Consider the following 20010-nt stretch of genomic DNA (forward strand, 5'->3'; position numbering starts at 1 on the left):
CATCCCCGCCCACGTTCAGGCCAGGAAGGCGCGCAGGAGGGCTGCCGTGCCCTCCAGGTGCTCGGCCATGGCCCGGCGTGCCGCGTCCGGGTCGCCGGCAAGAATGGCGTCCACGATGGCCCGGTGCTGGGCGGCCGCGTGCTCGATGTTCACCTGGAGCATCGGGATCGCGTTCAGCAGGTCGCTCACCCGGGAGCGGGCGTCGGCGCACGTCACCGCGAGCAGCGTCGAGCCGGTCAGCTCGGCGATCGACAGGTGGAAGGCCGTGTCCAGGCGCCGGTAGTCCTCCAGGGGCGCCGCGTCCAGCTCGGCCAGCCGGCGCAGCAGCACCTCCCGCTGGGCCGGGGCGGGCCCGGCCGCGGCCAGCACCTGCGCCGCCCCGCACTCGACCGCCAGCCGGAACGTCAGCGCGTCCGACAGCTCGGCCACGCCCATGTCGGCCACCGCCTGCCGCAGGTCGCCCGCGTCGGGCCGCGGCGGGACATAGGTGACGAACGCGCCGCCGTACCGGCCGCGCCGCACGTCGAGGTAGCCGGCGTCCTGAAGGGCGCGGATGGCCTCGCGCAGGGTGACCCTGCTGATGCCCAGCCGCACGGCGAGCTCGCGCTCGGGCGGCAGCTTGTCGCCGTACGCCACCACGCCCAGTTTGATCGCCTGGAGCAGCCGTTCCACGGTCTCCTCGAAGGCGTTTCCCGCCCTCACCGGGCGGAGCACTGTCATCAAACGCGCCGAATCGTCCAAGGTGTCCTCAGGTCTTGACAAGCGATCCCGGCATGCACATCAATGGTCTGAGACTAGCCCAATCAACGGGAAAGCGCTTCAGAGCAGATCGGAGCGACCTAGGGTGAGCGAACCAGCGGGCAACGGATTCCTGTCCGTCGAGGAACTGCGGGGCGAGGTCGCCTCCGGCCGGATCGACACGGTGCTGCTCGCCGTCGCCGACATGCAGGGCAGGTTGCAGGGCAAACGGCTCTCCGCCCGCTACTTCCTGGACGAGGTGCTGCACCACGGCTCCGAGGGCTGCAACTACCTGCTCGCCGTCGACGTGGACATGAACACCGTCTCCGGCTACGACATGTCCTCCTGGGACCGCGGCTACGGCGACTTCGCGATGAAACCCGACCTGTCCACCCTGCGCCGCATCCCCTGGCAGGACGGCACCGCCCTGGTCATGGCCGACCTGGCCTGGGAGGAGGGCGGCGAGGTCACCGCCTCGCCGCGGCAGATCCTGCGCCGCCAGCTCGCCCGTCTGGCCGAGCGGGGCCTGGCCGCGTACGTGGGCACCGAGCTGGAGTTCGTCGTCTACGACGACAGCTACGAGGACGCCTGGCGGCGCGCCTACCGCGACCTGACCCCCGCCAACCTCTACAACGTCGACTACTCCCTCCTCGGCACCGCCCGCGTCGAGCCGCTGCTGCGGCGCATCAGGCGCGACATGGAGGGCGCCGGCATGTACGTCGAGTCGGCCAAGGGCGAGTGCAACCTCGGCCAGCACGAGATCGCCTTCCGCTACGACGAGGCCCTGCGGACCTGCGACAACCACTCGATCTACAAGAACGGCGCCAAGGAGATCGCCGCCCAGGAGGGCCGCTCGATCACCTTCATGGCCAAGCCGAACCAGCGCGAGGGCAACTCCTGCCACATCCACATCTCGCTGCGCGGCCTCGACGGCGGCCTGGCGATGGCGGGCGAGGGGCCGTACGGGCTCTCGCCGCTCGGGGCGCGGTTCATCGCCGGGCAGCTCGCCCGCATGCGCGAGCTCACCCTGCTGTACGCGCCCAACGTCAACTCCTACAAGCGTTACGTGCCCGGCAGTTTCGCGCCGACCGCCGTCAAGTGGGGCGTCGACAACCGCACCTGCTCCCTGCGGCTGGTGGGCCACGGGCCGTCGCTGCGGGTGGAGAACCGGGTGCCGGGCGGGGACGTCAACCCGTACCTGGCGGTGTCGGCGCTGATCGCGGCCGGGCTGGACGGCATCGACCGGGAGCTGCCGCTGGAGGACGCCTTCACGGGCAACGCCTACGACTCCGGCGCCGAGACCGTGCCCCACACGCTGCGGGACGCCCTCGCCCTGTTCGAGGGGTCGAAGCTGGCCAGGGAGGCGTTCGGCGACGACGTGGTCGAGCACTACGCGAACAACGCCCGCGTGGAGCTGGCCGCCTTCGACGCGGCGGTGACGGACTGGGAGCTGTTCCGTGGTTTCGAGCGAATGTGACGGTAGGGCATGAAGATCGTTAATCCGGCGACGGAAGAGGTCGTCGCCGAGGTCGAGCTGGCCGACGCGGCCGAGGTCGACCGGGCGGTGGAGCGGGCCGCGAAGGCGTACCGGAGCTGGCGGGAGGTGGCGCCGGGCGACCGGGCGCGGCTGCTGCGCCGCTTCGCCGACCTGGTGGACGCCCACGGCGAGGAGTTGGCCCGGCTGGAGCTGGACAACGCCGGGCACCCGATCGGCAACGCGCGCTGGGCGGCCGGGGCCGTCCGTGACGTGCTGCACTTCTACGCCGCCGCCCCCGAGCGCAACCACGGCAAGCAGATCCCGGTGCCCGGCGGCGTGGACGTCACGTTCCAGGAGCCGCTGGGCGTGGTGGGCGTCATCGTGCCGTGGAACTTCCCGATGCTGATCATGTCGTGGGGCGTCGCCCCGGCGCTGGCGGCGGGCAACACGGTGATCGTCAAGCCGGCGGAGTGGACTCCGCTCACGGCGCTGCGGCTGGCCGAGCTGGCCCTGGCGGCGGGCCTCCCCGAGGGGGTGCTCCAGGTGCTGCCCGGGGCAGGGGAGGTCGCGGGGGCCCGGCTGGTCGAGCACCCCGGCGTGGCCAAGATCGTGTTCACCGGCTCGACCGAGGTGGGCAAGGAGATCGCCGCGAAGGCGGCGGCGCAGGTCAAACGAGTGACGCTGGAGCTGGGCGGCAAGTCCGCGAACATCGTCTTCGCCGACTCAGATCTCGAAAAAGCAGCAAAAACCGCCCCTTATGCGGTCTTCGACAACTCCGGCCAGGACTGCTGCGCCCGCTCGCGCATCCTCGTCCAGGCCGAGGTGTACGACGAGTTCCTGGAACGCCTGTCGGCGGCGGTGCGCGGCGTCAAGGTGGGCGACCCGCTCGACGAGTCCACCGAGATGGGCCCGCTGATCAGCGCCGAGCACCTGGAACGCGTCCGCGGCTTCGTCGAGGGCACGCCCTACCTCCAGGGCGACTGCCCCCAGGGCAAGGGCTACTGGTTCCCGCCGACCGTGCTCACCTCCAAGGTCACCGACCGCGCCTTCACCGAGGAGATCTTCGGCCCGGTCGTGTCGGTGGTGCCGTTCACCGACGAGGCCGAGGCCGTGCGCATCGCCAACGACACCCCGTACGGGCTGAGCGGCTCCATCTGGACGCGCGACGTCGGGCGGGCGCTGCGGGTGGCCCGCGCGGTGGAGTCGGGCGCCCTGTCGGTGAACTCGCACTCCTCGGTGCGCTACTGGACCCCGTTCGGCGGCTTCAAGCAGTCCGGCCTCGGCCGGGAGCTCGGCCCCGACGCCTTGACGGCCTTCACCGAGACCAAGAACGTCTTCATCTCATGGGAGTGAACCTGACGCAGTGAGCGGAGTGAAGGGCTGAGGAACGAAGCCCTTCGCGAAGCGAACGAGGAAGGTGAACGACCAATCGGACAGGGAGTAGGTACAGTGCAGCGTTTGCAGGACCGGGTGACCGTCATCACCGGCGCGGGCAGCGGCATCGGGCTGGCCACGGCGCGCAGGTTCGCGCAGGAGGGCGCGAAGGTCGTCTGCGTCGACATCGACGAGGAGGCCGGGGCCAAGGCCGCGGGCGAGGTCGGCGGCCTCTTCGTCAAGGCCGACGTGACCAGCGAGGACGACGTCGTCCGGATGTTCGCCACGGCCCACGAGACCTACGGCAGCGTGGACGTCGCCTTCAACAACGCCGGCATCTCGCCGCCCGACGACGACTCGATCCTGGAGACCGGCCTGGACGCCTGGCGCCGCGTCCAGGAGGTGAACCTGACCAGCGTGTACCTGTGCTGCAAGCACGCCATCCCGTACATGCGGCGGCAGGGCAAGGGGTCGATCATCAACACCGCGTCGTTCGTGGCGGTCATGGGGTCGGCCACGTCGCAGATCTCGTACACGGCCTCCAAGGGCGGCGTGCTGGCGATGTCGCGCGAGCTGGGCGTGCAGTTCGCCCGCGAGGGCATCCGGGTCAACGCGCTGTGCCCCGGGCCGGTGAACACGCCGCTGCTGCAGGAGCTGTTCGCCAAGGACCCCGAGCGGGCCCAGCGGCGGCTGGTGCACGTCCCGGTGGGCCGCTTCGCCGAGGCGTCGGAGATCGCCGCCGCCGTGGCGTTCCTGGCCAGCGACGACGCCTCCTTCATCACGGGGGCCGAGTTCCTGGTGGACGGCGGCATCTCCGGCGCGTACGTGACGCCGCTGTGACCCGTCCGGTCATCGGCGTCACGACGTACGTCGAGCCCGCCCGGTTCACCGTGTGGGACCTGCCCGTCGCGCTGCTGCCGTACATGTACGTCGAGAAGATCGTCCAGGCCGGCGGGCAGCCCGTGCTGCTGCCGCCGGCCGGCGATCCCGCCCAGGTCGTGGGGCGGCTCGACGGTCTCGTCCTGGCCGGCGGCGGCGACGTCGACCCGGCCAGGTACGGCCGGGCGGCGCACGAGCGCACCGGCTACGTCCGGGAGTTCCGGGACGAGGCCGAGTTCGCCCTCCTGGCGGCGGCCCTGGAGGCCGGGCTGCCGTTCCTGGGCATCTGCCGCGGGCTGCAGGTGCTCAACGTGCTGCTCGGCGGCACCCTGCACCAGCACCTGCCCGACGTGACCGGGCACACCGGCCACTCCCCCGCGCCCGGCGAGTTCGGCCACCTGCCGGTCACGCCCGTGCCCGGCAGCCGCCTGGCCGAGGCGCTCGGCACGGACCCGGTGGCGGTCCCGCACTACCACCACCAGGCGATCGACCGGCTCGCCCCCGGGCTCACGGTCACCGCCACGTCCGGCGACGGGACGATCGAGGCGGTGGAGCTCGACTCCGGCGGCTTCGCGGCAGCGGTCCAGTGGCACCCGGAGGCGGGCGACGGATCGGCGCTCTTCGAGGCGTTCACGGCGGCCTGCTGAGACCGTTACTGGAAAGCTTCTTTACCTTTTCTGCGCCCTAAAATCCCGCGAAATCCCAGCTCAGAGGGCCATATCACCACGTTATAGGAAATTTGTTGGGTACCGGGTCGCGCCATCCCGGTGTCACCCTGTGTTCATCCCCAGCCGGCCGGGGCTCTTCCACTCCACACCCCCCTGAGGAGCCAGAGAGTGAACCCCAAACTCAGGTTGGGGGCTGCCGCAATGCTCGCGCTAGCCCTGACCACCAGCTCGCTGGTGGGCGCCACGAGCGCCACAGCCCAAGCGTCGCAGGTGGCCGATCCTCCCAGCCCCGACGAGCGCAGGAACGCGATCGCCACCGCACACAACGCGATCCTGGCCGACTCGGCGGCATTGCTGGCATCCGAGCAGGACACGTTCACGCTGACGTCGACCGTCGAAGGCGTCCGCGGCCTGCAGTACCTGACCTACGCCCGTAAGCACGCGGGCCTGCCCGTCTACGGCGGCGACGTGGTCGTCGCCACGGACGCCTCCGGCGCGGTGGTCGACACGGTCGCCACCGGGCAGCGCACGAAGATCGGGATCGGCACGAAGGCGAAGGTCACCGCGGCCCAGGCCGCCGTGACGGCCAGGGCCAAGGTGGCCAGGGTCGAGACCGTCGCCACGCCGGTGCTGTCCGTGCACGCCACCACGACGACCCCGCGGCTGGCCTGGGAGGTGCTCGTCACCGGCGCCAACGCCACCGGTCACGAGACCAAGCTCCACGTCTACGTGGACGCCCTGACCGGCAAGGTCATCGACGACTGGGACGAGGTGCGCGACGGCACCGGCAACAGCTACTACGTCGGCACCGTCACCATCGACACCAGCCCCTCGTACACGATGCGCGACCCCCGCAGGAGCGGTGTGGCGTGCGGCGGCCAGAACGGCACGCCGTACACGAAGACCACCGACACCTGGGGCAACGGCTCGGGCACGAACCTGGAGACCGCCTGCGTCGACGCCCTGTACGCCGCGCAGCGGGAATGGGACATGCTGAGCGCCTGGCTCGGCCGCAACGGCATCAACGGCCAGGGCGGCGGCTACCCGGCCCGCGTCGGCCTGGCCGACGTCAACGCCTACTGGAACGGCCAGTACGGCTCCTTCGGCCACAACTCCGCCAACTCCCAGCAGCTCACGTCGATGGACGTGGTCGGCCACGAGTTCGGCCACGGCATCTTCCAGTTCACCAGCGGCGGCTCGGGCAGCGGCAACGAGACCGGCGGCATGAACGAGTCCACCGGCGACATCTTCGGCGCGCTCACCGAGGCGTACGCCAACAACCCGAACGACCCGCCGGACTACCTGGTCGGCGAGGAGGTCAACCTCTCGGGGTCCGGGCCGATCCGCAACATGTACAACCCGTCGGCCCTCAGCCACCCGAACTGCTACAGCGCCTCCATCCCCAACACCGAGGTGCACGCGGCAGCCGGCCCGCAGAACCACTGGTTCTACCTGGTGGCCGAGGGCACCAACCCCTCGGGCAAGCCCGCCAGCACCCGCTGCGACAACGGCGCCGCGATCACCGGCATCGGCATCCGCAAGGCCGGTGAGGTGTTCATGTCCGCGCTGAACATGAAGACCCAGCCGTGGACGCACGCCAAGGCCAGGGTCGCCACCCTCCAGGCCGCCAAGACCCTGTACCCGGGCAGCTGCACCGAGTTCAACGTGGTCAAGAACGCCTGGGACGGCGTCAGCGTACGGGCCCAGTCCGGCGAGCCGACCTGCACGCAGGGCAGCAACGACTTCTCGGTCAACCTGAACCCCGCCTCCGGCAGCGTCACCCCCGGCCAGAGCACCACGACCACGGTGAGCACCACCGTGACCGGCGGCTCGGCGCAGTCGATCACCCTGCGGACCGGCACCCTGCCGGCCGGCGTGACCGCCTCGTTCAGCCCGGCCACCATCACCGCGGGGCAGAGCTCGACGCTGACGATCACCACCTCGGCGAGCAGCCCGCAGGGCACCCACTCGATCGCCATCACGGCCGACGGCGCCGACGTGGACCGCCAGGCCACCTACAACCTGCAGATCGGGCAGAGCTCGCCGAACGACTACTCCTTCGGCGTGACCCCGTCGTCGGCCTCGGTGCAGGCCGGTCAGTCGGCCACCGCCACGGTCAGCACGCAGGTCACCGCCGGCCAGGCGCAGAGCATCGCCCTGTCGGCGAGCAACGTGCCCGCGGGCGTGACGGTCAGCTTCAGCCCGTCCACGATCACCGCCGGGCAGTCGTCCACGGTGACGTTCGCGACCACGAGCGGCGTGACGCCCAGCACGTACACGATCAGCCTGAACGCCGACGGCGCGAGCGCCGACCACTCGGCCTCCTTCAGCCTGACGGTGGGCGGCGGCCAGGGCACCACGTGGCAGACGTACACGGCCTACACGGCCGGACAGACCGTCACCTACCAGGGCGCCAGCTACCGCTGCCTGCAGTCTCACACGAGCCTGCCGGGCTGGGAGCCGCCCAACACCCCTGCCCTCTGGCAGCCGGTCTAAGTCGCACGACCTGGGCGGCCACGCCGGGGTGGCCGCCCAACCCCCTTGAGGAGCCACAGAACGTGAACGCCATGCTCAGGCTGGGCGCCGCGGCCACCGCCGCGTTGGCCCTGACCCTCACCACGCCGGCCGGACCGGCCGGCGCCGCCGCCGACCCCGCGCCCGACATCCCCGTCGCGAACGTGACGGCGCATCTGAGCCAGTTGCAGTCCATCGCCACGAGCAACGGCGGCAACCGCGCCTCGGGCAGGCCGGGCTTCACCGCCTCGATGAACTACATCAAGGGCAAGCTGGACGCGGCCGGCTTCACCACCCGCGTGCAGAACTTCAGCGGCGGCAGCAACCTGATCGCCGACTGGCCGGGCGGCCCGGCCAACCAGACCGTGATGCTCGGCGCCCACCTCGACAGCGTCGCGGCCGGCCCCGGGATCAACGACAACGGTTCCGGCTCGGCCGCGCTCCTGGAGAACGCCCTCACCCTCGCCGCCCGCAAGCCCACCCTCACCAAGCACGTGCGGTTCGGCTGGTGGGGCGCCGAGGAGGCGGGCATGGTCGGGTCCAGGTACTACGTGCAGAACGGCGGCGCGAGCGGCGTCGAGGTGTACCTGAACTTCGACATGATCGCCTCGACCAACGCCGGCTACTTCGTCTACGACGACGACGCGGCGATCCAGCGCACCTTCAACGACTACTTCGCCACCATCGGCCTGCAGACCGAGGGCGACAGGGAGGGCGACGGCCGCAGCGACCACGCCTCGTTCAAGAGCGCGGGCGTCCGGGTCGGCGGCCTGGCCACGGGGGCCGGGGCGGTCAAGAGCTCGGCCCAGGCCGCCAAGTGGGGCGGCTCGGCCGGGCAGGCGTTCGACCGCTGCTACCACAGCGCCTGCGACAGCTACCCGAGCGCCATCAACACCACGGCGCTCGACCGCAACTCCGACGCCATCGCGTACGCCATATGGAAGCTCGCCGTGGGCACCAGCACGCCCACGGAGAACGACTACTCGATCTCGGTGACCCCGTCGTCGGCATCGGTCCAGGCCGGTCAGTCGGCTACCGCGGCGGTCAGTACCCAGGTCACGTCCGGCCAGGCGCAGAGCGTCGCGCTCTCCGCCGGGAACGTGCCGAGCGGGGTCACCGTCTCCTTCAGCCCGTCCACGGTGCAGGCGGGCCAGTCGTCCACCGTCACGATCGCCACCACCAGCGGCGTCGCGGCGGGGACGTACACGATAGGGATCAACGGCGACGGGACGACGGCGGACCACTCCGCGTCCTTCACCCTGACCGTCGGAGGGGACGGCCAGGGCACCACCTGGACGGCCTACAAGTCGTACACGGCCGGAGACGTCGTCACCTACCAGGGGGTCAGCTACCGCTGCCTCCAGGCGCACACCAGCCTGCCGGGCTGGGAGCCGCCGAACGTGCCCGCCCTCTGGGCACGGGCCTGATCCGGCCTGACCTCAGGGTCTGATCCTCGGACCTGATCCACGGGCCTGATCCTCGGGCCCGAGCCCCGCGCGGGCCGGTCACCGCCGGCCCGCCCCGAGCTGCCGCGTGCGAGCTGACCTGCCATGACCGGCTCGCGCGCGGCCACCAACGCGGCCGCGACCCCGCCTCTCCGGGGCCGCGGCCGCTTTTCGCTGCGTGCGGGATGTCGCGGATGCGGCGGATGGCGGAGGGCGAAGCGCGACAACACCCCCATGACGGCACTAGGCTGACGGACATCACCGGCGAAACCGTGCGGGAGAGCACCCTGACAGCCGGTCAGGGTCCCTGAAGGAGCAAGCCCTCCCCGCGAACCTCTCAAGGCAAAGGACCGCGCGGCAGCCCTGTAAGGCGTTCTTACGGGGAGGTGACCTCTGGAAAGCAGGCCCTCGGGGCCTCGCCGAAGGTGAAAGTCCGGTAAAACTCGGGCGAAGCTCTCAGGCATCCATGACAGAGGGGGAGGATGCTGGCATCCAATCCTGTCCTGAGGTGCGACAAATGTCCCGACCTACGCCGCTACGAGACGTCCACGAGGCCCTAGGCGCCACGCTGACCGACTTCGCCGGATGGCTCATGCCGCTCCGGTACGGCAGCGAGTCGGCGGAGCACAAAGCCGTCCGCGAGGCGGCCGGGCTGTTCGACCTCTCGCACATGGGCGAGATCTTCCTGACCGGTCCGCAGGCCGCAGAGGCCCTCGACTACGCGCTGGTCGGCCACCTGTCGGCGCTCGCGCCCGGCCGGGCCAGGTACACGATGATCGTGGACGAGCGCGGCGGGGTGCTCGACGACCTCATCGTCTACCGGCTGGCGGACGAGGAGTTCATGGTGGTGGCCAACGCCTCGAACTCCGACAAGGTCGCGGATGAGCTGAAAAATCGTACTAAGTCGTATGACGTGGCGGTCGATGACCGCTCCCAGCAGTACGCCCTCATCGCGATCCAGGGCCCGAAGGCCCAGGAGATCCTGGCCACGCTCACCGACGCCGACCTCGACAATCTCAAGTACTACGCGGGCCTGCCCGGCGTGGTCGACGGCCGCCAGGCGCTCATCGCCCGCACCGGCTACACCGGCGAGGACGGCTTCGAGCTGTTCGTCGCCAACCAGGACGCCGTGCCGCTCTGGCGCGCCCTGGAGGCCGCGGGCGAGCCGCACGGGCTGCGGGCCGCCGGTCTGTCCAGCCGCGACACCCTCAGGCTGGAGGCCGGCATGCCGCTCTACGGCAACGAGCTGAGCTCCGACCTGACCCCGTTCGACGCGGGGCTGGGCAGAGTGGTGAAATTCGACAAGCCCGGTGACTTCGTCGGCAGGGCGGCACTGGAGGCGGTCAAGGACGACCAGCCCCGCCGCCGCCTCGTCGGCCTGGTCGCCCAGGGCCGCCGGGTGCCGCGTCACGGCTACCCGGTCACCCGCGACGGCGCCGTCGTCGGCGAGGTCACCAGCGGTGCGCCCTCCCAGACCCTGGGCAAGCCCATCGCGATGGCCTACGTGGACGCCGGGGCCGACACAGGTCTGGCCGTGGACATCCGGGGCAGCCATGAACCTATGGACCTGGTCGAGCTGCCCTTCTACAGGAGGAACAAGTGAGCAACATCCCTGACGACCTGAACTACACCAAGGAGCACGAGTGGGTGTCGGGCGTGGACGACGGCATCACCGTGACCGTCGGCATCACGGCCTTCGCCGCCGAGGCTCTTGGTGACGTCGTCTTCGTGCAGCTCCCCGAGGTCGGTTCGACCGTCGAGGCGGGTGACTCGGTCGGCGAGGTGGAGTCCACCAAGTCGGTGAGCGAGATCTACGCGCCCGTCGGCGGCGAGATCGTCGAGGTGAACTCGGCCGTGGCCGACGACCCGTCGCTGGCCAACAGCGACCCGTACGGCGACGGCTGGATGTTCCGCGTCCGCATGGAGGGCGACGCGGAGGACCTGCTGTCCGCCGAGGAGTACACGGCGCTCACCTCAGGCGAGTCCTGACACCAACGCCGGGGCCCGCGGCGGGCCCCGGCACTTCCTGAACTGAAGGGCGCCCATCAATGGCGATCAGCGTCTTCGACCTCTTCAAGATCGGCATCGGACCGTCCAGCTCCCACACGGGCGGCCCGATGGCCGCCGCGCACAAGTTCGCCCGCGGGCTGCACGACGACGGCCTGCTCCCCCGCGTGGCCCGCGTCGAGGTCATCCTGTACGGCTCGCTCGGCCTGACCGGCAAGGGCCACGGCAGCGACAAGGCGGTGCTGCTCGGCCTGTCCGGTGAGAAGCCGGAGCTGGTCGACGTCGACTCCGTCGACGCCCGCCTGGCCGAGATGCGCGCCTCGGGCACGGTCAAGCTCTACGGCGAGCACGAGATCCCCTTCGTCGTGGGCCAGGACCTCGTCTTCGAACGCAAGATCTCCCTGCCCGAGCACCCCAACGGCATGCGCTTCACCGCCCGCGACGAGCAGGGCGGGACCGTGCGGGAGAAGGTCTACTTCTCCGTCGGCGGCGGCTTCGTCGTGGACGAGAAGGCCACCGGCGCCGACCGCATCAAGCCCGACGACACCGTCCTGCCCTACCCGTTCGCCTCGGGCGAGGAGCTGCTCAAGCACTGCTCGAACACCGGCCTGTCGATCTCCGCCCTGATGCTGGAGAACGAGAAGGCGTTCGGGCGCACCGAGGAGGAGATCCGCGCGGGCATCCTCAACCTGTGGCGCGTGATGTCGGAGTGCGTGCGGCGCGGCATCACCAAGGAGGGCGTGCTGCCCGGCGGCCTGAAGGTCAAGCGCCGGGCCAACCAGCTTCACCGGCGGCTGCAGGCCGAGTCGGCCGAGAAGGACCCGCTGCAGGCGATGGACTGGGTGGCGCTGTTCGCCCTGGCCGTCAACGAGGAGAACGCCGCCGGCGGCCGCATCGTCACCGCCCCCACCAACGGCGCCGCGGGCATCATCCCGGCCGTGCTGACGTACTACACCAAGTTCGTCCCGAGCGCCGACGACGACGGCGTGGTGCGTTTCCTGCTCACGGCGGCCGCGATCGGCGTGCTGTTCAAGGAGAACGCCTCGATCTCCGGCGCCGAGGTCGGCTGCCAGGGCGAGGTGGGCTCGGCCTGCTCGATGGCCTCGGCCGGGCTGACCGAGGTCATGGGCGGCACCCCCGAGCAGGTGGAGAACGCCGCCGAGATCGGCATCGAGCACAACCTGGGGCTGACCTGCGACCCGATCGGCGGCCTGGTGCAGATCCCGTGCATCGAGCGCAACGCGGTGGCCTCCAACAAGGCCATCACCGCCGCCAGGATCGCCCTGCGCGGCGACGGCCGCCACTACGTGGCCCTGGACAAGGCCATCAAGACCATGCGCGACACCGGCCGCGACATGCTCGACAAGTACAAGGAGACCTCCCGCGGCGGCCTGGCCGTCAACGTCATCGAGTGCTGACTCCCCTCCGAGTGGTACCGTGAAGTGGTACCACTCGGAGGAGGCGATCATGTCCATCACCGCCAGCGAAGCTCGCCGTCGTCTGTTCCCCCTCATCGAAGAGGTCAACAACGACCGCACCGCCGTGGAGATCGTCTCCAAGAGCGGCAGCGCCTACCTGGTGGCCGCAGAGGAGTACGAAGCACTGCAGGAGACGGCCTACCTGCTACGTTCCCCGGCCAACGCCCGCCGGCTGATCGAGTCCTATCAGGAAGCGGTCCAAGGGCGTCATGAGCGGCACGAGTTGCTGGGCGACGAGGCTGCTCGGTGAAGGTGGCGTTCACCAGCCAAGGCTGGGAGGACTACGTCCATTGGCAGACGGCTGACCGGCAGGTGCTCAAGCGCATCAACCGGCTCGTCGAGGATGTCCTGCGCGATCCCTACGAGGGCATCGGCAAGCCCGAGCCGCTCAAGTACGCGTTGGCGGGCGCCTGGTCCCGGCGCATCACCGACGAGCATCGCCTGGTGTACCTGGTCGCACACGACGAGATCGTCGTCCTGCAGGCTCGCTACCACTACGAGTAGACCCGCCCGGCCCCTCCGCAGGAGAGGGCCGGGGAGCCAGGTGTCAGGCGGACGAGCGGCAGATGACCGTGGTGGTGTGGCTGTTCACGCAGATCAGGCCGACCGCGGGGCTGAGGGCCTGGGCCAGCAGGCCGGGCAGGTGGTCCCCCACACACTGCATCTGGCCGTCTTCCCCGATCTTGCAGGGGATCAGCGGGAAGCCGTCGCCCGTCGCCGCGTGGGCGGCGGGCGCGGCGAGGGCGAGGGCGAGGGTTGCGGCGGCGAACGCGCCGATGATGCGGTGAATGACGACCTCCCGATCGGATTCGACGACGAAGGCGCCGAGTCGCGCCTTCTTCCTTCAGCTACGAGCAGCCGGTTGACGGGTCAGCGGCGCTCGGCCGGTTGGCGGCGGACGTGGACGCGGACGACCGCCGGCGTCTCGTCGTCGCGTACCTCGCGGCGGATGCGGCCGACGATGTCCTGGTCCAGCTTGGTCACCACGGCGCCGACGTCCGCGTCGGAGGGGCAGGTCAGGGCGACGCGCAGGCCGTTGTCGGCGACCCGTACGGCTGCCCGGCCCAGGCCGTCCACGCCCTTGAGGCCCACGCACAGCATGGCCGTGCCGGTGCCGCTGGCCGCGCCCCGGCGGCCCCAGCCCAGGCTCAGCAGCAGCCAGCGCACCGCGAGCATGGCCAGGATCAGCATGGCGAAGGCCAGCAGCCACAACGTCCAGGGGTCGGCGGCCAGCGTGCGGGCGAACTCGGCGGGCAGCACCTTGGCGTTGCGCGGCAGGTCGAAGAGCAGGCCCCGGCCGCGCAGCCAGCCGTAGCCGCCCACGCCCAGCAGGGCGAGCCCGACCAGCGCCAGGCCGACGCGGTTGCCCGTGTACTGCCGCATCACACGCCCTTCCTGCGCAGCCGGACGACGACCTCGCCGGTGCCGAGCGTGCCGACGCCGGCCAGCCGGTCGCCGACCGCCGTGCCGACCTGCCGGAGCATCGCGCCCGAGCTCTCCGGCCCGGTCACGACGGTGACCTCGATGGTGCGCCGGCGCAGCCGTACCCGGGCCCGGTCCACGCCGTTGACCTTCTGGGCGGCCGCGCGCAGGGTGCGGCGCAGCCCGGCGCGGGTGATGCCGATGACGATCAGCGGGTCGGACGTCTCGACCGGGACCGTCCTGGACCGTCCCGGCACGATCGCGAGCAGCAGCATCAGCAGCCCGGCCGCGGCGGTGAGCAGCGCGGCCGAGGAGACCTGCGGCCACGTCCGCGCGCCGGCCAGCTCGACCGCCTCGTTCACCGGGACCCAGCCCAGCGGCTTGCCGAGCAGCGACGTCACCACCTCGGCGGTCGTCGCGCCGAGCATGGCGGCCAGCACGAGCGCGACGAGGGCGCCGGGCAGCGTGCGCGCCGGTCTGAGCGCCCTTCTCGCCCTGCGCAGCCCGGTGTGGTGCTGGGCGGTGATGGCTGCGGGCACCATCTGCTGAAGCGTGGTCATCACAACGACAGACGTACATGGGTGCGCGGGGACCGCGACCGCGCCCTCGCCGCCCATTTGCCCGATCATTACGGCCGCACCAAGGAAAGCGAACCTCTCCCGCGCTCCACCAATGAATATGAACCCCACTCATATTCATTCGCCCGATATGCCGTTACCCTGCTGACATGGATGACCGCCGGCGCTACGACCGCGCCACCGCCGCGCTCGAACCGCCCATCGCGATCCTCGACCTGGCGGCCATGCGGGCCAACGCGGCCGACCTGGTACGCCGCGCCGCCGGCAAGCCGATCCGGGTGGCGAGCAAGTCCGTGCGCAGCCGCGCGGTCCTCGAACGCATCCTGGCCATGGACGGCTTCCGCGGCATCATGGCCTTCACCCTCCCCGAGGCCCTGTGGCTGGCCGGTCAGGGCTTCACCGACATCCTGGTCGCCTACCCCACGGCCGACCGGCACGCGCTCGCCGCCCTGGCCGCCGACCCGCGGGCCGCCGCCGAGATCGCGATCACCGTCGACTCCCGCGAGCAGCTCGACTTCGTCGACAAGGCCGTGTCGGGCGTGCATCCCAGGGCCGAGCTGCGGCTCTCCCTCGACCTGGACGCCGGCTACGTCGCCCTCGGCGGCAAGTTCCGGGCCGGCGCGCTCCGCTCCCCCGTGCGCGAGCCCCACGAGGCCGCCGACCTGGCCACGGCCATCGCCAAGCGGCCGGGGCTGCGCCTGGTGGGGCTCATGGCCTACGAGGCGCAGATCGCCGGGGTCGGCGACGCCCCGCCGGGCAACGCCGCCTTCGCCCGCGTCGTCCGGGTCATGCAGGCCCGTTCGGCCCGCGAGCTGGTCGTCCGCCGCGGCCGCGTCGTGAACGCCGTGCGCCAGGTCGCCGACCTGGAGTTCGTCAACGGCGGCGGCACCGGCTCGATCGAGACGACGGTCAGGGAGAAGGCGATCACCGAGGTCGCCGCCGGATCGGGCTTCTTCCACCCGCGGCTGTTCGACTTCTACCGGCGTTTCACCGGGCGTCCGGCGGCCCTGTTCGCGCTGCCGGTCGTCCGGCGTCCCGGGCCGGACACGGTGACGGTGCTGGGCGGCGGCTACCTCGCCTCCGGCCCTCCCGGGCCGAGCCGGCTGCCGCAGCCGTACCTGCCCGCCGGCCTGCGGTACGCGCAGGACGAGGGCGCCGGCGAGGTGCAGACCCCGCTGCTGGGCCAGGCGGCCCAGGAGCTGCGGGTCGGGGACCGGGTGTGGTTCAGGCACGCCAAGGCGGGCGAGATGTGCGAGCGCTTCGACACCCTCCACCTCGTGGACGGCGACACCCTCGCCGAGTCGGTGCCGACGTACCGGGGCGAGGGCCGCACGTTCCTGTGACCCCGGCCCCGGCACCCGGTCAGCGCCGGCGGCGCCTGCGCCGGAACAGCACGATCGCGGCGCCGACGACCAGCACCGCGCCGACGCCGATGAGCACCGGCGCCAGGTTGGGCTGCTCGTCCTCCCACACCCCTTCGGGCTTGTCGCCGTAGTCGACCGGGCGGGCGGTCACCCCGAGGGCGTCCCCCACGGACGCCACGAAGTGGCCCGCCCGGCTCTTGACATCGGCGACCGTACGCTCGGCGACCCGCTTGGGGCTCACCCGGTCGGCGATGGCGTCGACCGTCTGCGCCAACTCCGCGCGCGTGCGCGCGATCCGCCGCTCCAACTCGTCGGGATCGGTGTCAGCCATGGCTCTCCTTTCGACCGTACGCGTGGTCGCGCCCGCTACGTTGTCCGTCGCGAGCTCCGTCCGTTCTGGTCGTGATCAGTCTGTCAGGTCGGCGTGCCGTACGGCACAGCGGCCGGGCCGGTAGGTTTGCCGGAGGAACTCAGGAGGGCCCATGACAGAGACCAAGCTCGCGCCCGGCGACGCCGCGCCCGAGTTCACGCTACCCACCGCCGACGGCGGCACCGTCTCCCTCGACAGCCTGCGCGGCAAGAGGGTGATCCTCTATTTCTACCCCGCCGCCATGACGCCCGGCTGCACCAAACAGGCCTGCGACTTCCGCGACAACCTCAGCCAGCTGACCGGCGAGGGTTTCGTCGTCCTCGGCGTGTCGAAGGACAAGCCGGAGAAGCTGGCCAAGTTCGTCGCCCGCGACGCCCTGACCTTCCCCTTGTTGTCGGACCCGGAGCTCGCCGTCCACCAGGCGTACGGCGCGTACGGCCCGAAGAAGCTCTACGGCAAGGAGATGATCGGCGTGATCCGCTCGACGTTCGTCATCGACGCCGACGGCAAGATCGAGCAGGCGCTCTACAACGTGAAGGCCACCGGCCACGTGGCCTCGCTCAAGAAGAAGCTCGGCCTGGTCTGACCCGGCTCGCGGGCCCCGCGTGCGAGGGGCCCGCGGTCGTCGCGGAAGGCTGCCCGGCCACGGCCGGAGCGCTAAGCTGTTCCCAGCCCGCCTCGGCGGGATCGCGGGCGTGGCGAAATGGCATACGCGGCAGGTTTAGGTCCTGTTGGTGGAGACACTGTGGGGGTTCGAGTCCCCCCGCCCGCACACGCAGCGGCTGCGCGGGGCGCGCCGTCCGGGGGGCCGGGTCGCGCGGTGCTTCCTCTTCACCGCGCGACCCGCGTCTCGATCATGATCCGCCATCACGATCTCCCTTTACTCGCCCGCGAGGGGCGCTCCCGTGTACCACCATGCCTGGTCCCCCGTAAGACCCATGTAAGACCTGGGTCGTAGGCGGACTTCCCCCTCCAGACGGACAAACTCCCGGCGTGGCGTACATATCGTGATGATGTGTTCGGCAGGGTACGGGCGTGGTCGAGGCGCCACGGCGGGCTGGTGAGCGTCCTGCGGGTCGCCCCCCTCGCCGTCTTCAGCTTGCTTCTGGCGATCCCCTACGCCTCGCTCACCCCGGCGGGGGGCAGCCGGTACCTGGGCGTGGCAGGATATGTCGCGCTCTCGGTGCTGCTGATCGCGCCGCTGCTGTGGCGGCGCAGGCCGCTGGCCGCGTACGCGGTGATCTCGCTGGCCTCCTTCGGGCAGTGGCTGGCCCACGTCGACCCGCTGCCCGCCAACCTCGCGGTCATGGTGGCGCTGTGGACGGTCGCCTCCGAGTGCGCGTTCCGCTGGGCGCTGGCCGCCGGGCTGGTGGCCGAGCTGGGGATCTTCCTGGCGCTGGTGAACTGGTCCGTCGCCACCTTCGGCATGTTCTTCAGCGGCTCGATCTTCGTCGTCACCATCTGGCTGGCCGGCCTGTACGCCAACACCCGCCGACGCTACCTGGAAGGGCTGGAGGAACGCGCCGAGCGGGCCGAGCGCGAACGCGACCAGCAGGCCAGGATGGCCGCGGCGGCCGAGCGCACGAGGATCGCCAGGGAGCTGCACGACGTGGTGGCGCACAATGTGAGCGTGATGGTGGTGCAGGCCGACGGCGCGGGCTTCGCCCTGGACAGCGACCCCGAGCAGGCCCGGCTGGCCGTACGGAACATCTCCAAGACCGGGCGGGCGGCCCTGGCCGAGATGCGCAGGATGGTCGGCGTGCTGCGCGAGAACGAGGACGACGACACCGACTACACCCCGCAACCCGGCCTGGGCCAGCTCGAAGAGCTGGTACGCGGCGCCGGCGTGCCGGCCAGCCTGCGGATCGGCGGCGTGCCCGGCGACCTGCCCGAAGGGCAGCAGCTCGCCGTCTACCGCATCGTCCAGGAGGCGCTGACGAACGCGCTCAAGCACGGCGGCCCGCACGTCCACGCGCGGGTCGAGATCGACTACGGCGGGCCCGAGCTGGTCGTCCGGGTGACCGACGACGGCCGGGGCGCCGCCGCGCCGCGCAGCCCCGACGGGCACGGCCTGATCGGCATGCGCGAACGCGTCGGCATGTACGGCGGCGCGGTCTCGGCCGGCCCCCTGACCGGCGGCGGCTTCCAGGTGCTGGCCCGCCTCCCGACGGCCAGGGCGGCGTGATGATCAGGGTGATGCTGGTCGACGACCAGGAGCTGCTGCGGGCCGGGTTCAGGATGGTGCTCGGCGCCCAGCCCGACATCGACGTGGTGGCCGAGGCCGCCGACGGCGTCACGGCCCTGGAGCTGCTGGACCGCGTCGAGGTGGACGTCGTGCTCATGGACGTCCGCATGCCGCGCATGGACGGCGTCGAGGCGACCAGGCGCATCGACGGCCCGAAGGTGCTGATCCTGACCACGTTCGACCTCGACGAGTACGCCCTGGCCGCGATCAAGGCGGGCGCGGCCGGGTTCCTGCTGAAGGACGTGCCGCCCGCCGACCTGGTCAACGCCATCAGGCAGGTGCACGCGGGCGACGCCGTGGTCTCGCCGCGCACGCTGCGCCGGATACTGGACCGCTTCGCCGCCCAGTTGCCGGTGGAGGAGCTGCCGGCGGCGACCGAGCTGACCCCGCGCGAGCGGGAGGTGCTGCTCATGGTGGCCCGCGGCCTGTCGAACATGGAGATCGCGAACCGCCTGGAGGTCGCCGAGGCCACGGTCAAGACGCATCTGGGCCGGGTGCTGGCCAAGCTGGGGCTGCGGGACCGGGCCCAGGTGGTCGTGTACGCGTACGAGGCGGGGCTCGTCGTGCCCTCGCATCGGCCGAAAGGCTGACGGGGGTCGTCTGAGGTCCTACACGAAGTCCCTCCTCAGGGCCCACAGTTCCTGAAATTTCCACTCCTACCGTTGGTCGTGACGAAAAATTGCGACAAGGAGTGAAAGTGACCCTCACCGAGTCCTGGCGCGCGGCACCGCCCGCGGTGGTGGCCAAGGCCCTGACCAAGGTGTACGGCCAGGGCGACGCCCAGGTCCACGCCCTTCGCGGAGTGGACGTGGCCTTCGCCACCGGCGCCTTCACGGCGATCATGGGCCCTTCCGGCTCCGGGAAGTCCACGCTCATGCACTGCCTGGCCGGCCTGGACACCGCCACCTCGGGCACGGTGCACATCGGCGACGTCGAGCTGACCGGTCTGGCCGACCGGCAGCTCACGCTGCTGCGCCGGGAGCGGATCGGCTTCATCTTCCAGGCATTCAACCTGCTGCCCACGCTGACCGCCGAGCAGAACATCAGGCTGCCCCTGGACATCGCCGCCCGGCAGGCGGACGAGGAGCTGTTCGCCCGCGTGATCGACACCGTCGGGCTGCGGAACCGGCTCGGGCACCGGCCGGCCGAGCTGTCCGGCGGCCAGCAGCAGCGCGTGGCCGTGGCCAGGGCCCTGATCAGCAAGCCGCAGGTGATCTTCGCCGACGAGCCCACGGGCAACCTGGACTCGCGCAGCGGCTCGGAGATCCTGTCCTTCCTGCGCACCTCGGTCCGCGAGCTCGGCCAGACCATCGTCATGGTCACCCACGACCCGGTCGCGGCGGCCTATGCCGACCGGGTGGTGTTTCTGCGCGACGGCGAGCTGGTCACCGAGATCACCTCGCCGTCGCCGCAGGCCGTCCTGGACACGCTCGTGAAGCTGGAGGGCTGAG

Annotated in this window: 20 protein-coding genes, 1 tRNA gene and 2 riboswitches; of the genes, 17 read left to right on the plus strand and 4 right to left on the minus strand. The window is 71.1% G+C overall.

The features are described 5' to 3' along the window. Positions 1-15: 15 nt before the first annotated feature. A complete protein-coding gene (locus tag AB0J76_RS07145; protein ID WP_352324988.1) occupies positions 16-720 on the minus strand; it encodes an FCD domain-containing protein in 705 nt (234 codons plus the stop codon). Between the two features lie 124 nt (positions 721-844). Here AB0J76_RS07145 and AB0J76_RS07150 point away from each other — a divergent pair, with 124 nt between their 5' ends. The 11 genes from AB0J76_RS07150 (at position 845) to AB0J76_RS07200 (ending at position 13084) form a co-directional block, all read left to right on the plus strand. Next, on the plus strand, positions 845-2215 hold the full coding sequence (locus tag AB0J76_RS07150) for a glutamine synthetase family protein (protein WP_352324989.1): 1371 nt from the start codon (positions 845-847) through the stop codon (positions 2213-2215). A 9-nt stretch (positions 2216-2224) separates the two neighbouring features. Continuing rightward, complete coding sequence (locus AB0J76_RS07155; protein ID WP_352324990.1) at positions 2225-3568, plus strand: aldehyde dehydrogenase family protein; 1344 nt, start codon at positions 2225-2227, stop codon at positions 3566-3568. A gap of 96 nt (positions 3569-3664) precedes the next feature. After that, positions 3665-4429, plus strand: coding sequence for a 3-oxoacyl-ACP reductase (locus tag AB0J76_RS07160; RefSeq protein ID WP_352324991.1), 765 nt, complete (start codon positions 3665-3667; stop codon positions 4427-4429). Beyond that, positions 4426-5115: a gamma-glutamyl-gamma-aminobutyrate hydrolase family protein gene (locus AB0J76_RS07165; RefSeq protein WP_352324992.1), complete on the plus strand. Its 690-nt coding sequence runs from the start codon at positions 4426-4428 to the stop codon at positions 5113-5115. Before AB0J76_RS07160 ends, AB0J76_RS07165 begins: the two co-directional genes overlap by 4 nt. A gap of 222 nt (positions 5116-5337) precedes the next feature. After that, positions 5338-7632, plus strand: a complete 2295-nt coding sequence (locus AB0J76_RS07170) for a M4 family metallopeptidase (protein ID WP_352324993.1) — start codon at positions 5338-5340, stop codon at positions 7630-7632. A gap of 71 nt (positions 7633-7703) precedes the next feature. Further along, positions 7704-9077, plus strand: a complete 1374-nt coding sequence (locus AB0J76_RS07175) for a M28 family peptidase (protein ID WP_352324998.1) — start codon at positions 7704-7706, stop codon at positions 9075-9077. Between the two features lie 283 nt (positions 9078-9360). After that, positions 9361-9458, plus strand: a riboswitch (glycine riboswitch). A gap of 20 nt (positions 9459-9478) precedes the next feature. Beyond that, positions 9479-9578: riboswitch (glycine riboswitch) on the plus strand. Between the two features lie 34 nt (positions 9579-9612). Beyond that, entirely contained in the window at positions 9613-10698 is a 1086-nt protein-coding gene (gcvT, locus tag AB0J76_RS07180) for a glycine cleavage system aminomethyltransferase GcvT (protein WP_352324994.1), read from the plus strand. Next, entirely contained in the window at positions 10695-11084 is a 390-nt protein-coding gene (gcvH, locus tag AB0J76_RS07185) for a glycine cleavage system protein GcvH (protein WP_352324995.1), read from the plus strand. The genes gcvT and gcvH overlap by 4 nt, the downstream gene beginning before the upstream one ends. A gap of 59 nt (positions 11085-11143) precedes the next feature. Continuing rightward, complete coding sequence (locus AB0J76_RS07190; protein WP_352329709.1) at positions 11144-12520, plus strand: L-serine ammonia-lyase; 1377 nt, start codon at positions 11144-11146, stop codon at positions 12518-12520. Positions 12521-12569: 49 nt separating this feature from the next. Continuing rightward, entirely contained in the window at positions 12570-12830 is a 261-nt protein-coding gene (locus AB0J76_RS07195) for a type II toxin-antitoxin system prevent-host-death family antitoxin (protein WP_352329707.1), read from the plus strand. Next, positions 12827-13084: a Txe/YoeB family addiction module toxin gene (locus AB0J76_RS07200; protein WP_352329705.1), complete on the plus strand. Its 258-nt coding sequence runs from the start codon at positions 12827-12829 to the stop codon at positions 13082-13084. The genes AB0J76_RS07195 and AB0J76_RS07200 overlap by 4 nt, the downstream gene beginning before the upstream one ends. Before the next feature lie 366 nt (positions 13085-13450). Here the strand turns inward: AB0J76_RS07200 and AB0J76_RS07205 are convergent, their stop codons facing one another. Together AB0J76_RS07205 and AB0J76_RS07210 are read right to left on the minus strand one after the other, a co-directional pair. Further along, on the minus strand, positions 13451-13963 hold the full coding sequence (locus AB0J76_RS07205) for a hypothetical protein (protein WP_352329704.1): 513 nt from the start codon (positions 13961-13963) through the stop codon (positions 13451-13453). Continuing rightward, positions 13963-14544, minus strand: a complete 582-nt coding sequence (locus AB0J76_RS07210; protein ID WP_352329702.1) for a DUF6286 domain-containing protein — start codon at positions 14542-14544, stop codon at positions 13963-13965. The genes AB0J76_RS07205 and AB0J76_RS07210 overlap by 1 nt, the downstream gene beginning before the upstream one ends. Positions 14545-14729: 185 nt before the next feature. Here AB0J76_RS07210 and AB0J76_RS07215 point away from each other — a divergent pair, with 185 nt between their 5' ends. Beyond that, complete coding sequence (locus AB0J76_RS07215) at positions 14730-15923, plus strand: amino acid deaminase/aldolase (RefSeq protein ID WP_352329700.1); 1194 nt, start codon at positions 14730-14732, stop codon at positions 15921-15923. A 19-nt stretch (positions 15924-15942) separates the two neighbouring features. Here AB0J76_RS07215 and AB0J76_RS07220 read toward each other — a convergent pair whose 3' ends face one another. Continuing rightward, on the minus strand, positions 15943-16275 hold the full coding sequence (locus tag AB0J76_RS07220) for a DUF3618 domain-containing protein (protein WP_189648887.1): 333 nt from the start codon (positions 16273-16275) through the stop codon (positions 15943-15945). A gap of 151 nt (positions 16276-16426) precedes the next feature. Here AB0J76_RS07220 and bcp point away from each other — a divergent pair, with 151 nt between their 5' ends. The 5 genes from bcp (at position 16427) to AB0J76_RS07245 (ending at position 20009) form a co-directional block, all read left to right on the plus strand. Beyond that, positions 16427-16900, plus strand: coding sequence for a thioredoxin-dependent thiol peroxidase (gene bcp / locus AB0J76_RS07225; protein WP_352329699.1), 474 nt, complete (start codon positions 16427-16429; stop codon positions 16898-16900). 103 nt (positions 16901-17003) lie between these two features. Then, a tRNA-Leu gene (locus tag AB0J76_RS07230) sits at positions 17004-17086 on the plus strand. 243 nt (positions 17087-17329) lie between these two features. Next, the gene (locus AB0J76_RS07235; RefSeq protein WP_352326176.1) at positions 17330-18499 is read left to right on the plus strand and encodes a sensor histidine kinase; all 1170 of its coding nucleotides are present in this window, start codon (positions 17330-17332) and stop codon (positions 18497-18499) included. Further along, the gene (locus AB0J76_RS07240; RefSeq protein WP_352326178.1) at positions 18499-19149 is read left to right on the plus strand and encodes a response regulator transcription factor; all 651 of its coding nucleotides are present in this window, start codon (positions 18499-18501) and stop codon (positions 19147-19149) included. Before AB0J76_RS07235 ends, AB0J76_RS07240 begins: the two co-directional genes overlap by 1 nt. 107 nt (positions 19150-19256) lie before the next feature. After that, positions 19257-20009: an ABC transporter ATP-binding protein gene (locus tag AB0J76_RS07245; protein ID WP_352326179.1), complete on the plus strand. Its 753-nt coding sequence runs from the start codon at positions 19257-19259 to the stop codon at positions 20007-20009. Position 20010: the final 1 nt, after the last annotated feature.

Origin of the sequence: Nonomuraea sp. NPDC049624, from assembly GCF_040675255.1 — a bacterium.
Lineage (GTDB): Bacteria > Actinomycetota > Actinomycetes > Streptosporangiales > Streptosporangiaceae > Nonomuraea.

Excerpts from the sequence above, each read along its gene's own strand:
- AB0J76_RS07145 (WP_352324988.1), bottom strand. The coding sequence starts at position 720 with ATGACAGTGCTCCGCCCGGTGAGGGCGGGAAACGCCTTCGAGGAGACC.
- AB0J76_RS07155 (WP_352324990.1), top strand. The coding sequence starts at position 2,225 with ATGAAGATCGTTAATCCGGCGACGGAAGAGGTCGTCGCCGAGGTCGAG.
- AB0J76_RS07170 (WP_352324993.1), top strand. The coding sequence starts at position 5,338 with ATGCTCGCGCTAGCCCTGACCACCAGCTCGCTGGTGGGCGCCACGAGC.
- AB0J76_RS07175 (WP_352324998.1), top strand. The coding sequence starts at position 7,704 with ATGCTCAGGCTGGGCGCCGCGGCCACCGCCGCGTTGGCCCTGACCCTC.
- gcvT (WP_352324994.1), top strand. The coding sequence starts at position 9,613 with ATGTCCCGACCTACGCCGCTACGAGACGTCCACGAGGCCCTAGGCGCC.
- AB0J76_RS07190 (WP_352329709.1), top strand. The coding sequence starts at position 11,144 with ATGGCGATCAGCGTCTTCGACCTCTTCAAGATCGGCATCGGACCGTCC.
- AB0J76_RS07195 (WP_352329707.1), top strand. The coding sequence starts at position 12,570 with ATGTCCATCACCGCCAGCGAAGCTCGCCGTCGTCTGTTCCCCCTCATC.
- AB0J76_RS07205 (WP_352329704.1), bottom strand. The coding sequence starts at position 13,963 with ATGCGGCAGTACACGGGCAACCGCGTCGGCCTGGCGCTGGTCGGGCTC.
- AB0J76_RS07210 (WP_352329702.1), bottom strand. The coding sequence starts at position 14,544 with ATGGTGCCCGCAGCCATCACCGCCCAGCACCACACCGGGCTGCGCAGG.
- AB0J76_RS07215 (WP_352329700.1), top strand. The coding sequence starts at position 14,730 with ATGGATGACCGCCGGCGCTACGACCGCGCCACCGCCGCGCTCGAACCG.
- AB0J76_RS07220 (WP_189648887.1), bottom strand. The coding sequence starts at position 16,275 with ATGGCTGACACCGATCCCGACGAGTTGGAGCGGCGGATCGCGCGCACG.
- bcp (WP_352329699.1), top strand. The coding sequence starts at position 16,427 with ATGACAGAGACCAAGCTCGCGCCCGGCGACGCCGCGCCCGAGTTCACG.
- AB0J76_RS07240 (WP_352326178.1), top strand. The coding sequence starts at position 18,499 with ATGATCAGGGTGATGCTGGTCGACGACCAGGAGCTGCTGCGGGCCGGG.